The organism is Flavobacterium sp. (assembly GCF_031411595.1).
Lineage (GTDB): Bacteria > Bacteroidota > Bacteroidia > Flavobacteriales > Flavobacteriaceae > Flavobacterium.
This window is the reverse complement of record NZ_JANOBI010000024.1, coordinates 20,745-34,414: the sequence shown is the minus strand read 5'-3', so window position 1 is coordinate 34,414 and position 13,670 is coordinate 20,745. Positions and strand designations below refer to the sequence as shown.

The 13,670-nt window shown below is 38.6% G+C and carries 9 protein-coding genes; 7 read left to right on the top strand and 2 right to left on the bottom strand.

What is annotated here, in order from left to right:
- Positions 1-131: 131 nt before the first annotated feature.
- A complete protein-coding gene (locus RMO03_RS05000; RefSeq protein ID WP_309640991.1) occupies positions 132-2,195 on the bottom strand; it encodes a M43 family zinc metalloprotease in 2,064 nt (687 codons plus the stop codon).
- A gap of 232 nt (positions 2,196-2,427) precedes the next feature.
- On the opposite strand from RMO03_RS05000, the gene RMO03_RS04995 reads away from it, so the two are divergent.
- A complete protein-coding gene (locus tag RMO03_RS04995) occupies positions 2,428-6,390 on the top strand; it encodes a PAS domain S-box protein (protein WP_309640990.1) in 3,963 nt (1,320 codons plus the stop codon).
- A 199-nt stretch (positions 6,391-6,589) separates the two neighbouring features.
- Positions 6,590-7,372 (top strand): RMD1 family protein, encoded by a 783-nt coding sequence (locus RMO03_RS04990; protein WP_309640989.1) that lies wholly within the window; start codon positions 6,590-6,592, stop codon positions 7,370-7,372.
- Positions 7,373-7,517: 145 nt separating this feature from the next.
- On the opposite strand, the gene RMO03_RS04985 is transcribed toward RMO03_RS04990, so the two are convergent.
- Entirely contained in the window at positions 7,518-8,876 is a 1,359-nt protein-coding gene (locus RMO03_RS04985) for a PQQ-dependent sugar dehydrogenase (protein ID WP_309640988.1), read from the bottom strand.
- A 280-nt stretch (positions 8,877-9,156) separates the two neighbouring features.
- On the opposite strand from RMO03_RS04985, the gene RMO03_RS04980 reads away from it, so the two are divergent.
- From RMO03_RS04980 to RMO03_RS04960, 5 genes are all read left to right on the top strand, one after another.
- Positions 9,157-9,924 (top strand): DUF4382 domain-containing protein, encoded by a 768-nt coding sequence (locus RMO03_RS04980; protein ID WP_309640987.1) that lies wholly within the window; start codon positions 9,157-9,159, stop codon positions 9,922-9,924.
- A gap of 240 nt (positions 9,925-10,164) precedes the next feature.
- Positions 10,165-10,380 (top strand): hypothetical protein, encoded by a 216-nt coding sequence (locus RMO03_RS04975; RefSeq protein ID WP_309640986.1) that lies wholly within the window; start codon positions 10,165-10,167, stop codon positions 10,378-10,380.
- A gap of 94 nt (positions 10,381-10,474) precedes the next feature.
- Positions 10,475-10,954: a DUF1572 domain-containing protein gene (locus RMO03_RS04970; RefSeq protein ID WP_309640985.1), complete on the top strand. Its 480-nt coding sequence runs from the start codon at positions 10,475-10,477 to the stop codon at positions 10,952-10,954.
- Positions 10,955-10,967: 13 nt separating this feature from the next.
- Positions 10,968-11,570 (top strand): DUF2238 domain-containing protein, encoded by a 603-nt coding sequence (locus RMO03_RS04965; protein ID WP_309640984.1) that lies wholly within the window; start codon positions 10,968-10,970, stop codon positions 11,568-11,570.
- Between the two features lie 186 nt (positions 11,571-11,756).
- Complete coding sequence (locus RMO03_RS04960) at positions 11,757-13,301, top strand: T9SS type A sorting domain-containing protein (protein ID WP_309640983.1); 1,545 nt, start codon at positions 11,757-11,759, stop codon at positions 13,299-13,301.
- The last annotated feature ends 369 nt before the right edge of the window (positions 13,302-13,670 follow it).

Here is a 13,670-nt window from a genome sequence, read left to right as displayed (position 1 = left end):
ATAACAATATCATTTCGCATTATTTTTTAACGGGGTAACTGCTATATAATTCATAGCAACTGATGGTGATTCCAGTATAAGTGTTTCGTGATTGCGTGGATGTTACTCGCGCGACAGATTGTCAATCCTAATTACTCTTTGATTACTTTTAAAGTCGATTTTTTACCTTTATTAAAAACGCTAACCAAATAAATTCCTTTATTCAATGAAGCGCAATCGATTCTGATTTCCTTCGATTGATTATTGCTTTCAAAAACTATTTGTCCTACAATATTATAAACCTGTATTTTTTCAAATTCGCTAGTAGTGTTGATATTCAGGAAATCTTTTACGGGATTTGGAAAATAATGCAATCCTGCATCGGCAAAATTTTCGGTAGATAGCGCAGCCGTAATATAAACGCTATAATCTTCAATATCGCCCGTATAAAAACTATCGGTACAATTGCGATTTGCAGCTGTAATCGTGGCCGCATCACCAATAACCCGCATTCGCAATAAAGTATTGTTGACCGCCGTGGTTGGGATTACAATATTAGAAGTAATATAATTCAAAACACCGGTAGCCAAACTGCTTGCGAGGATTTTTTCGGTTGTTTCGAATGCACCATTGTTGTTGTAATCGATATAAACTTCAAGGTATTCTGTAAAGTTTCCACCTTTAAACGAAACCGTCAACGGATACGTTGTGCCGGCGATTAGTATGGTGTTTTTTGTACAAGAATAATCAGTATAGGCGACATTGGTCATTACAGAGGTATAATTCTGAATGTTATTAAAGCTAACAGCGTTGATCGTAGAACCATAAAATCCGACATACTGCGATTGAGGCACGCAGGCGGCAATTGCGGGAGCAGTCACTACCACAGCATTGGGTACATTGATCGTATTCGAACCCAATGAATTGGTAACAGTATACGCTAAATTGTAATTGCCTGTCTGGGTAAGTGTAAAGGAAGGGTTTTGCAATACGGAAGTCAAAATAGTAGATCCGCTTGTCAAGGTCCAACTAAAGGATACTCCCGGAAAAACATCATCATTCAAAAAAGTATTGGGAATACAAGCTGATTTGTCTGAAAAAGTGACTGTTCCGCCACTACATACCGATTGAACATTTTGGATAAAAGCGGCAACCGGAATGTCGGAAGGCATCAATTTATCATTACCGTTTGCTGACAAGAGCGAACCTCTGATGGTGGTTAATGCGGTTACCATTCTTGTTTTTTGGTCAGCAGTAAACTTGTTTCGGCATTCATTAATCGAATATTCCATATAATTGGTTACAAAAAGAGCATTGGAGGAATTGGCATCACAAGAATTGCTGCCTGATGTATTACAAGTCGTTGTGCTTCTTTTGTGTGGAGGTGTATCGAGGCAACAATCGCCGAGTCCACTACCGCAGCCATTTCCGACAGGACAAGTGTTTCCGGTTCCGTCTCCTTCGAACGTATGATATAGGTTTAACGAATGTGCTAACTCATGGGTTTCTCCTTTAGAACCAATGTCCCTAAAGGAGTGGCTCACAAGAACAGCTCCGTCGGTTGCTGTGCCATGTGCAGGGGCTAAATACGTGTAGCCAACTGACCCTAATCCGCTGGTGATATTGTCGAGCGCAGACACAACCCATATGTTGTAGTAGTTATTGGAATCCCAAAATGCGACGGCCTTTAATGCGGCGTCCGTCATGCCTACGCTGCCATTCAGCCTGACGCCATAGGACATATAGTTTGCGTACGCGGTCATATTGACGCGGTCGATACCGTTGGTGCAGGCGCCTGAAGGATCTTTAACTGCGAGTGCAAATTCGATACCCACATCAACACCGGTTCCGTCTCCGAGCGAACCTGAGATTTTGCGGTATTCTTCGTTGATGGCTTTTATTTTACCATAGACCGATTCGTCCGAAATATTGGTGCCGATTCCGACTGCTTCGCCTTTATGCATGATATGAACCACCACTGGAATAATATAAGTGGCGGCAGACGTTATTTTGTTAGCTGAGGGATTTATTAAAGAGGCTTCGAACGCATTCATCCTTGCAGCGTAGCCCGGATTGGTTTGCATCATTTTTTGATGGATGGCATCGGAACTACATTCTTCTGTGGTTGTATGAGAAAATTCAAGTTGTGGCTTTTCTTGTGCCATCAGGCTTAAAAAAGGGACTATTAAAAATAAGATGCGTAATGTATTTTTCATTTTTGAATCATTAAATTTCAGTTGAATGTGCGAAATGTTATTTTAATAATTCCAAATGTAGGCTTTAATTGGTCAAATCTGCGACAAATAAACGTCCAACAGCCAAAGCCAGAATAATCTACAATCCCAAATCACGCAGGACTTGAGCGAGGGCAAGTCTCATTTGTCCTTTTATTATTTGGCAAAAATAAGCACCTAGTAATCGAATTCTTTATGTTACATTTACTAAACTATGGAGATAAGCGATTATATAAAGATATTTGAACAGTCATCGGAACTGTTGGTTGTGATTGATACTGGTTTTGTTATCGTGGCGGCATCTGATTTATTTTTAAAATCTACATCAACTGTAAGAGAAAATATTGTCGGCTGTAATATTTTTGATGTGTTTCCTGATAATCCTAATGATGAAACTGCCAATAGAAAAAGCAGGATTAGCGATTCTTTTAATCGGGTTCTTAAAAATAAAATACCGGATGCATTACCGGTTGTAAAATACCATACTCCTAAACCAGAATTGAAGGACGGTGGGTTTGAGGTCAAATATTGGCAAGCCACTAACTCGCCTTTGCTCGACGAAAACAATAATGTTAAGTATATCATTCAGCGCGCTCAGGATGTTACGGAAAATAATACTTTGATCACGCAGCTTGAGTATGAGCAAAAAGCATTGAAACTGCATGAAGACAGTGAAAAACGGTACAGCATGATGCTCATGAAATCGCCTTTTGGTTTTGCTGTTTTTAAAGGTAATAAGATGGTGATTACGCTTGCTAATGATAGCATAAAAGAATTTTGGGGTAAAGGAAAGGAAGTAGAAGGAAAACCCCTATTTGAAGTAATACCGGAACTTAAAGATTCTGCATTTCCGGGGTTGCTGGATAAGGTATACACCACGGGCATCCCGTTTTACGGCGATGAGCTGTTTGCCCCGATTTTGCGTAATGGAAAACAGGAAGACGTTTATTTCAATTTTGTGTATCAACCCTATTTGGAAGCAGACGAAACTATTTCGGGTGTTACGGTTATTGCGTATGAAGTAACCGACTCTGTAATTGTAAAAAACGCATTAGCCGCAAAGAACGAGGCAGAGCACAAAGCATTGAAGCTGGTGGAAGAAAGCAATACACGTTATCACACCATGCTCATGCAATCGCCATTTGCTTTTTCTGTTATGAAAGGAAAAGACATGGTGATTACCCTTGCCAACGATTTGATAAAAGAATTTTGGGGCAAAGGGACGGATGTAGAAGGTAAACCATTATTGCAACTATTGCCCGAACTTATAGACCAGCCATTTCCCGGAATGATCGAGAAAGTTTATACGACAGGTATTCCAGTGTATGCCAATGAAATACTCGGAAAAGTAACCTACAATGGTCAGCTAAAACATAAGTATTTTAACGTTGTTTTCCAACCTTACTATGAAGCAGACAACTCCATTTCTGGTGTCACACAAATAGCGTATGAAGTAACAGAAATGGTGATGGCACGCAAAAAAATAGAAACAAGTGAAGCTCGGTTTAAGTCGATTGTAATGCAAACACCTGTGGCAATAGGTATTTATAAAGGCAAAGAATACATTGCAGAAATAGCCAACGAACACTGTTTGCAAATGATTAATAAAGGTGTGGACTTTGTAGGCAAACCCCTTTTTGACAGTTTGCCCGAACTGGAAACACAAGGATTCAAAGGTCTTATGGATAATGTAATGGAAAGCGGAACAACCTATTACGGAAATGAATTGGCATTTAATATCGATAAAAACAACATAAGCACACAAGGGTTTTACAATTTTATTATTAAACAATTGAGAGCTGATGACGAGTCGGTAACTGGAATCGTTGTGGTTGCCAGCGAAGTAACTGAACAGGTACTTGCCCGCCAAAAAGTAGAAGAAAGTGAAGAACATTTTCGCCAGATGGCTGATTTAATGCCGTCAAAAATCAGCAATGCAGCAGCAGATGGCAGTGTTACGTATTTTAGTAAAAAATGGGTAGATTTCAGCGGATATACTTTTAAAGAATTGAGAGATTTTGGATACCATAAAATGATGCATCCAGATGAAATGGAAGAATTTCAGCAGCGTTTTCAAAAGGCAACCGAAACAGGAACGGACTTAGTAATGGAAATGCGGTTTAAAAATAAACAGGGTGATTACGTATGGCATTTAAATATTGCATCGCCTATAAAAGATAAAAACGGAATACATAAAATGTGGATAGGTGTTACCACAGAAATACACGAACAAAAAATAGTAGCTGAAAAAATTAAAGCAAGTGAAGAACGATTTAGGCTTTTGGTAATACAAGCACCAGTAGCCATTTTTGTATTGCGAGGGGAAGATTTTATAATCGAAACCATGAACCAAGAAATGTCTAATTTTTTGGATAGGGAAATAGAAGATTCACTAAACAAACCTCTCTTTGATGTTATATCTGAGGTGAAAGACCAAGTTTATAAAGGACTGTTGGATACTGTTTATAAAACCGGTACTCGCTTTGTATCACAAGAACTTCCCCTCGTCATCCATCGAAACGGAAAATTGGAAGATGTATTTGTAAAATTCGTCTATGAGCCGTTGCGTGAAGCCGATGGAACTGTCTCTGGCGTGATGGTATTGGCAGAAGAAATTACCGTTCAGGTAAATGCACGAAAGGCTGTTGAAGTAAACGAGAAAAAATTTCGTCTCTTAACCAACAATATGCCTCAAAAAATAACCAATGCCGATGCCGAGGGCAATGTTACCTTCTTCAATCAACAATGGCTTGACGATACAGGCCTCACATTTGAAGAACTTAGAGATTGGGGCTGGGAAAAAGCCATGCACCCCGATGATTTAGAACCCACGGTAAATAATTGGAAACATTCTGTTGCAACAGGAGACATTTTTGACATGGAGTGTCGCATTCAAAACAAAGAAGGCGATTTTAGATGGTACCTAAGCAGGGCTGTACCTGTTAAAGATGAAACAGGTAAAATAATCATGTGGGTGGGAAGCAACACCGATATTCATGAACTCAAAGAAGCCAAAAGTAAGGCAGAAACTGCCCAAACGGCAGCCGAGGATGCCATGCAGGGAAAGCAGCAATTTTTGAGCAACATGAGCCACGAAATAAGAACCCCTATGAACGCCATCTTAGGGTTTGCCAATGTGCTCTTAAAATCGAAATTAGACCAAACGCAGGAAGAATATTTAACAGCAATTAAGGTGTCGGGCGATGCCTTGCTTGTCTTAATTAACGATATTCTCGACCTTGCTAAAGTGGATGCAGGTAAAATGACCTTTGAACAAACACCGTTCCATTTAGCCGATTCGCTCTCCGCTATGCTCCAATTGTTCGATATAAAAATAAAGGAGAAAAATTTAGAACTGGCAGAACAATTTGACCCAGCACTACCCGAAATTGTATTGGGCGACCCCATACGTTTGCGGCAGATCATTTTGAATTTGATCAGCAACGCCGTTAAGTTTACCGAGACCGGAAAAATAACCATGGATGTTTCCCTGCTTCAACAAGATGCCGAGAAAGTAACCATTGCATTTACCATAACCGACACCGGCATCGGTATTCATAAAAACAAACTGGACCATATATTTGACGATTTTGGACAGGCAACGTATGAAAACTCGCGCCTCTATGGTGGCACAGGTCTAGGGCTTACCATTGTTAAAAAATTGATAGAACAGCAAGGGGGAAGCATACACGTGGAAAGCAAATTAGGGAAAGGGTCTGCCTTTAGTTTTCAATTAAGCTTTGCTAAAACAAATCAAAAAATAACCCACAAAACGGAACTGGTCTCCAACAAGCCAGTCGAGATCAAAAACATAAAGGTTTTGGTTGCCGAAGACATGCCGCTCAACCAGCTCTTAATAAAAATACTACTCGTTGACTTTGGTTTTGAAGTAGACATCGCCGACAACGGGAAAATCGCAATTGAAAAACTACAACAAAAGCAGTACGACCTAGTGTTGATGGATTTGCAAATGCCCGTAATGAATGGCTTTGAGGCCACGGAGCATATTCGCATCAAAATGAATTCTCAAATCCCCATCATTGCGCTTACAGCTGATGTCACTACTGTTGATGTTGGAAAATGCGAAGCGGTGGGCATGAATGATTATATATCCAAACCTGTTGATGAAAAATTATTGTATAGTAAAATCATTAAGCATATAAAAAAGAACCATTAAGTAGCTTTATGGAGTGTGGAAAAATAAGTATTTTCAAACTGTGCAAAGTCTTTTGAATTTGAGCTAACTGAATCAAAATCGCGCAGACTTTCGCACAAGGGTTGCTATTTAAAAAGCAATCCATACCCTATAAAATCAACTGATAAACTATACTTTAATCAAAAGGCAATTTTAATATCTTTGTAGTAAATACTGCACCATGCCAATAAAAATAGAAGCACTTCAAATTGCGGAATCTTTCAATATCAAGAAGTTTAGAGAAGACTTTCATACTGAGGAGTACTTTGGTACGCAATCCGAAGTTTTTTATGTATTTGCCGAAACAAACCAGTATCTCTACGTGTTTGATTATGGTGTTATTGTATTGGCTAATTATGATGCGCTAGCCAAAACAGCATTGATGGCATTTGCCAAAAAATATACCACCACCCTTATTGAAACTCCTTTATTTGAACAATACCAAATAGAAATCAATGCACAACTCAGCAGCAGTATCGTAAAAAACAATTTTGTTACCGTATCTGCCATAACACCATCGTTGATGCGTATCATTACGCTAAACACAGGTCAATCGGTAGCTTTAGAATATTATGAAGTCTTGACAGACGAAATGATTACGTCGTCCAAACACTATATTTTAGAATTAGAACGCCGTGGGAAACTGTCTATTTCTAAAACCAATCTACTCAAATACATCGGAAAAGTACTCAATGTAAAAAACAGCATCATTGATAATTTATACATTCTGGATGATCCCAATCTGGTTTGGGACAACGAAGAACTCAACATATTAAACCGGCAACTCAAAGCTAATTTTGAGATCAATACGCGATTTAAGGATATCGATTATCGCCTACAGATTATAGAAGATAATTTAACTTTGTTTACCGATGTATTGAATGTTCGAGAAAGTTCTCGTTTAGAATGGGTGATTATTATTCTAATCCTTTTTGAAATCGGTATTGCCTTATTTTCTCATTAAACATATATAATTAGAGCCGACAGTGTGGAATTGCAGTTCTTGATAATCAACACCCAATTAAAAAACACAAAAAACTCCCAATCACCAAAGCAATCGAGAGTTTCTATAAACCACTGTCATTGCCTGCCTGCACGGCGAAGCAACCTTATTTAATCAAAATCTTCTTCTTATCCACTACTCTTTTATCCGCATCCATCAATTGCAAATAATACATCCCTGAAGTAAGTGCGCTCACATCAACCTTATTAGAATACTTCCCGGAGTATACTTCTTTTCCATTTCCATCAAATATCGAAACAAACCCAACATTAGTGGCTGATTCAATAAAAAGCATGTGATCTGACGGCACCGGATATACCGAAGTTTTAGTATCATCGCCAAAATGAGTTATCCCTAAAGCGCTGTTTTTTATTTCAATAATCCTGTCGTCTGTTGCAATCGGAGTTCCTGTATAATCTCGGTTAGAAGTGCATATAAAAACACGTCCATCAGGAATCACGAGAACATCGCGCAGTCTTCCGTAGGTGTTAGTAATGATTGCAGTCTGCTGCACAATTTGTGATCCATCATCATTGAGTTTCAACTGGAGTAATTTTTTGTCTTTTAAAACGGCTAATAACAACGAGTTATTCCATTCAGGGATGGCTTCATTTTGGTAGATATCCAAACCACAAGGCGCTATCGATGGCGACCAACTCCAAATCGGTTCTTTCACATTATTGGCGGTGCAGAAAGTGATTTCAGCAGCAGTGTTGCAGACACCTTCAACGGTTGACCAGCCATAATTTCTGTTTTCTTCAATGATATTAATCTCATCATTGTTACCCGTGCCATGCTCAGAACTATAGAGTCTACCATTTCCGTAACACAATCCTTGTGGATTTCTATGACCAAAAGACCAGATTAAACTATTCGGTATGGGATTATCGGCTGGAATGCTACCATCTAAATTCATCCTAAGCACTTTGCCGTTGATAGAATTTAAATTCTGAGCCAGTGCCGGAGCATTATAAGTATCGCCTAAAGTGATAAACAACTTATCATCTAAAATCACCATTCTCGACCCGTTATGGGAAACTCCCGCTAAGATATTTCCAAGAATAATGGTGGGATTGATCAGAGTATTGTTGGCAACATCATACTCGTACCTAACAATTTTTGAAGCCGTTGTCGTGTAAGCATAATGCACATACAAATAATGATTCGTGTTAAAATCGGGATGCATGACCATCGAATGCAATCCTACACTAAAACCAAAAAGTGCCACATCGCCAATCGCAAAAACCTGTTGCATTTGATAAGTATCCGGATTCATTCTTTTAATGTTACCGCTCAATTCCGTAAACCAGATCCATCCATCGGGTCCGTAAACCATGTCCCACGGCACATTGAGATTTGATGCGACTACGGTTTGTTGTAATGTCGTGCCTCCCAAAGTGACTTGTGCGTGGGAAGCATTAAAAATAGATAGAGTCAGAATTAATAATGCGGTTAATTTTTTCATGGTTGTTTAGTTTTTAGTTGGCAACGGATTGAAAATCAGTCAGAACGAAATTAAGGATTTTTTTTTGAAAAAGGTGCTAAGGTTCTGAGGTTCTGAGGCACTGAGGTTGTGCTTTTAATTTTATAACTTTTCCTATTGTCGATGTAACCCTCATGGTTGTTGCTATTCTTAAATTTACAAGTAATCATTGTTATATTAAAAATTAACATTGTTGCATGTAGGGTTTACTTACTCAGGTCTGTTAATACTACATTACTTAACCACTTAAAATTATACAATTATGAAAAACTTAAAGACACTTATTGCCGCCACTACCCTACTTTTCGCAATGGCTTCTTGTTCGAGCGACAGTAACAGTAGCAGTAGTACCGGTAGCACTATGCAAATCAGCGCACGCGCAACATACGTACCTACTGCTGGTCGGTTAAACGATGCGATTGACATTACCAGTTTTAAAGTCAACATCAGGGAAATCGAATTCGAAGTAGCTGATGAAACAGGAAACCACGAACATCATGAGCACAACGGGCATGACAATGGGCACATGGATGGCGATAATGACCACAACTTTTTCAATAGTGATGACACAACAGAACTTCAAGGTCCATGGGAATTTGACTTGTTAAACCAAACCCTTCCTGTGACTACATTAACAGTTCCAAACGGAACTTATGAGGAAGTAGAGTTTAAATTAAGTCCAAGTCTGGTATCAACTTCGCCAATCTATAACAAAACAGTGGAAGTTACCGGCACAATCAACGGTACACCTTTTGTCTTTTGGCATAATCTCAATGAAAAATTAAAAATAGATTATGAAGATACCGATCAAAACTTAGTGATTGCTAATGGTACTTATGATCTTATATTCAACTTCGACCTCAACGAAATCTTTAGCCACATCGATTTAGGCACGGCCGTAGATGGAAACGGTAATGGTACTATCGAAATTGGCCCTGACGATACCGACGGTAACAATGGGCTCGCTACTCAATTGCACGAGCATATTGGTGGCGGTTGTCATATGCACGACGGACCGCATCATAACTAATCCTAAAATAAAGCATAGAAGCCGTTAGCAATAGCGGCTTTTTTTTTGTATTTAAGTCGTTGAAGGTTCTGAAAATAGTATCGCGGTAATGATCAAACCAATATGATATCATTTTGGTAAACAAAACTTCCTATAATAACTAACTGCATCACAAATTTTTAGCTTATTGCAAAAGTTTTTTTCCTATATTCGTTTTATGCAAATGAAACAACAGTAGACTAACATTTAAAACATACAAACATGGAAAATAAAGAAGCAAAGGAAAGTTTTTTTTCAAAGGCACTTAACGAAACAAAGAAAAAAGGTTTTATACAAGCCCTAATGGTGTTTTTTTGCTGTGTGATCATCGGGCTGGTTATCGGATTTATATATGACACCATTCAGCTTTCAGCAACTTTAGGAGTTGGCTTGGGCTTAGTTTGGATGGGCGTTGCTTATTTTAATCAAAAGGAATAACGCAGGTTTTCATTGATTTCTGTGGTAACAGCTAATGATTGCAATTGCTAAGTTGCAATAGTGCTTATTTGTATCATCTGCATTATAAAAACAAATGGAAAAAACGCATCAAATAGCGAAACGCTTTAGAGAAGTTCTTCTCAATGGAACTTGGGTCGCCAACACCAATTTTAAAGACCAATTGCAAAACCTACATTGGGAAATCGCAACCACCCAATTGAAATCTTTAAACACCATTGCTATTTTAGCGCAACATATCCATTATTATATCAACGGTATCAATCAAGTCTTTAAAGGCGGAACACTCGACATCAAAGACCAATTTAGTTTCGATTTTTCGGCGATTACTTCACAAAGTGAATGGGAAACCTTTTTATCAAAGCTGTGGCATGATGCCGAAACATTCGCTTCTTTAATTGAACAAATGCCCGATGAAAAATTAGACCAAGTCTTCGTTGATGAAAAGTACGGAACCTACCAACGCAACATTGACGGCATGATTGAACATAGCTATTATCATTTAGGGCAAATCGTTTTGATTAAAAAAATGATTGCAAACAATTTGGGCCAATAATTATCTTCAAAACATGACCAAAACCATCACCTTATACACCGCAATCTTCTTCATAACATTACTCCTTTCCGCCATTCATCCCAAAGAATATTTCACTTGGTTTCTCGAAGTGGTTCCTGCGCTAATTGGTTTTGTAGTTTTAACGTTAACCTACAAACGTTTTGCATTTACAAACTTTACTTATGCATTTATTCTTTTGCACTGCATTATCTTGTTTGTCGGCGGTCATTATACTTATGCCGAAGTGCCGTTATTCGACTGGATTAAAGATACTTTCCACCAATCACGCAACAATTATGATAAGGTTGGGCATTTTGCGCAAGGCTTCGTTCCTGCCATGGTTGTCCGCGAATTGTTTGTTCGCAAAAAGGTGGTAGCCAATCAAGCCTTTTTCAACTTTATCATTGTATCGATATGTCTCGCCATTAGCGCTGCTTATGAATGGATTGAGTGGGGCGTTTCAATTACTACAGGCGACGGAGGTGATGCTTTTTTAGGCACACAAGGTTATGTCTGGGACACGCAGTCTGACATGCTTTTCGCAACAATTGGCGCGATAACGATGGTACTATTGTTTAGCAAAATCCAAGACAAAGCGATTGGTGCCTTCAAATAATCCAATAAAGTACAATCAAAACCAACATTACGAGCCTCCAAGGCGAAGCAACCTAAACCTCCATTTTGTCTACCAAAAGTATACTTTTTCGTACCTCAAAAACCAACCATAGCATATATTAATTTATAAATTTGCTTTACTGAAACGTTTGGTTTTCAGCTGAGTATTACATTAATAAATAACGCTATGAAAAAAACAATTCCTTTTTGCCTCACCCTATTTACTCTAATTTGTCAGGCGCAATCTTTTGAATGGTTCAAAACGCCACCGATTGCTTTTGATGCCAATCCAACTTTGATTGGCTATCCGAATACCGTCGATCCGTTTGATCATGTTTATGTGGCGGGTTATCAAGATCATAAATACCTTTACGGAACCGTGTTTGGACATTTATTTTTGACTAAATACACCGCCAACGGCAACCTGCTTTTTTCTAAAACTATCGAAGGCCATGCTCAAGTATACAATATCAAATCGGATTCGCAGGGCAATATCCTGATGTTGGTTGGTTATGTAGAAACCATCACCATTGGCAGTTTGACCTTAAGTACCCTGCAACAAGGTATTCAACCATTATTACTCAAATTTGATGCTGATGGCAATTTATTATGGCACCTTGCGCTAAACACCATCGATCCGTTTATCGAACATGCTGAAGCGCTAGTTATTGATGCTGATACAAACAATTGCTATATTGCATTTGACAATTATGATGACGTTTACATTCAAAAAATTGCTCCTGACGGCACTATTTTAAGTACTATTAATCAAGCCCACACACGCCTCACTTCACTAGCCATCGATACCGAGAAAAACATATACGGTGCCGGTGCTTGCGCATCAAGCAATTCAACTTATGCAGGTGTAAATGCACCTACGAATTTGTTTTATAATACCTACATCGTAAAATATAATGCGACAGGACAATACCAATGGGTTAAATATGTTGAAGATCTTACCTGTCCGGCGCCAATGGTAGTTGCAAGAACACCTGATGAGGTTTATTTTTGCTCCTACCTTTTCGGTGCTTTTGCTTTTGGTGATTTAACTGCCGAAGGCCCTGATAGTAATTCCTTTGGCGATTTTTTTCTGACAAAGCTTAATGCCAATGGCGAATTTCAATGGGTTCGCGAAGTACCCGGCAACGGATTTGGAGCGGTCAGTCTCGGCAATCGAAATTTTCTGGCGTTGGATAATACCGGTAAAATTTATGTTGGTGGCGCAACATCGAGAACCATCAATTGGGGCAATTCTATTTTGAGTGATATTCCCGGAAATAGTGACGATGCCGCAATCCTGCAATATGATTCTGATGGAACCATTCAACAAGTCATTACCGGTGGCGGCACTTGGGATGATCGTGTAGACGGCATCAGTGTTGATAGCAACGGAGCTATTTATGCGAGTGGTATGGGTTACGGCGATACTAACTTCGGGCAATTTGCTTACAGTGCACCTTCCTATTTTCCGTATTTGACTAAAATTAATAATACGCTAAAAAGCAATTCCAATGTTAAAGACCAATCTTTATTGTATCCTAATCCGGCAAAAGACCAACTGTATTTTCATAATATCAATTCCGGTAAAGGAATCATCTATAATATGCTAGGTCAAGCTGTGATGCATTTTGCAGTGCCATCTAACGCACCAATTGAAATCAGTACTTTGCCGTCAGGAACTTATATGGTCACTTTGGATGGTTTTAAAACACAAAAACTAATTAAAGAATAAAATTAATAGAAATTAAAAATTTCCAAAAAAACCACATAGAAGCATAGAAAAAAAAGAATTTTAGAGACCAATTACTGGTTCACATAATTAGGATTTGCTATGATAAAATGAAGTGTCTTGATAATTTTGATAAAAACTATGTTTCTATGTGATTGAAAAATAAAAAGAAATTACACCCAACGAGTTAAAGAAAAAATTTTCATCATCAACCAACAAAAAAGCCGTACTATCGATCCGGCTTTTTTTCAACACTACACTATTTCCAACCACCACCCAAATCCCTGTATACATCAATAGATAGGTTCAAAGCATCCACCTATTACGATTTCAGCACTTAGGTTTTATCCAAATTACTGATTTTCGACAGTC

What these genes read in the sequence shown, in the direction of transcription:
- RMO03_RS05000 (WP_309640991.1), bottom strand. Translation starts at nt 2,195, where the DNA reads ATGAAAAATACATTACGCATCTTATTTTTAATAGTCCCTTTTTTAAGC.
- RMO03_RS04990 (WP_309640989.1), top strand. Translation starts at nt 6,590, where the DNA reads ATGCCAATAAAAATAGAAGCACTTCAAATTGCGGAATCTTTCAATATC.
- RMO03_RS04995 (WP_309640990.1), top strand. Translation starts at nt 2,428, where the DNA reads ATGGAGATAAGCGATTATATAAAGATATTTGAACAGTCATCGGAACTG.
- RMO03_RS04985 (WP_309640988.1), bottom strand. Translation starts at nt 8,876, where the DNA reads ATGAAAAAATTAACCGCATTATTAATTCTGACTCTATCTATTTTTAAT.
- RMO03_RS04965 (WP_309640984.1), top strand. Translation starts at nt 10,968, where the DNA reads ATGACCAAAACCATCACCTTATACACCGCAATCTTCTTCATAACATTA.
- RMO03_RS04975 (WP_309640986.1), top strand. Translation starts at nt 10,165, where the DNA reads ATGGAAAATAAAGAAGCAAAGGAAAGTTTTTTTTCAAAGGCACTTAAC.
- RMO03_RS04970 (WP_309640985.1), top strand. Translation starts at nt 10,475, where the DNA reads ATGGAAAAAACGCATCAAATAGCGAAACGCTTTAGAGAAGTTCTTCTC.
- RMO03_RS04960 (WP_309640983.1), top strand. Translation starts at nt 11,757, where the DNA reads ATGAAAAAAACAATTCCTTTTTGCCTCACCCTATTTACTCTAATTTGT.
- RMO03_RS04980 (WP_309640987.1), top strand. Translation starts at nt 9,157, where the DNA reads ATGAAAAACTTAAAGACACTTATTGCCGCCACTACCCTACTTTTCGCA.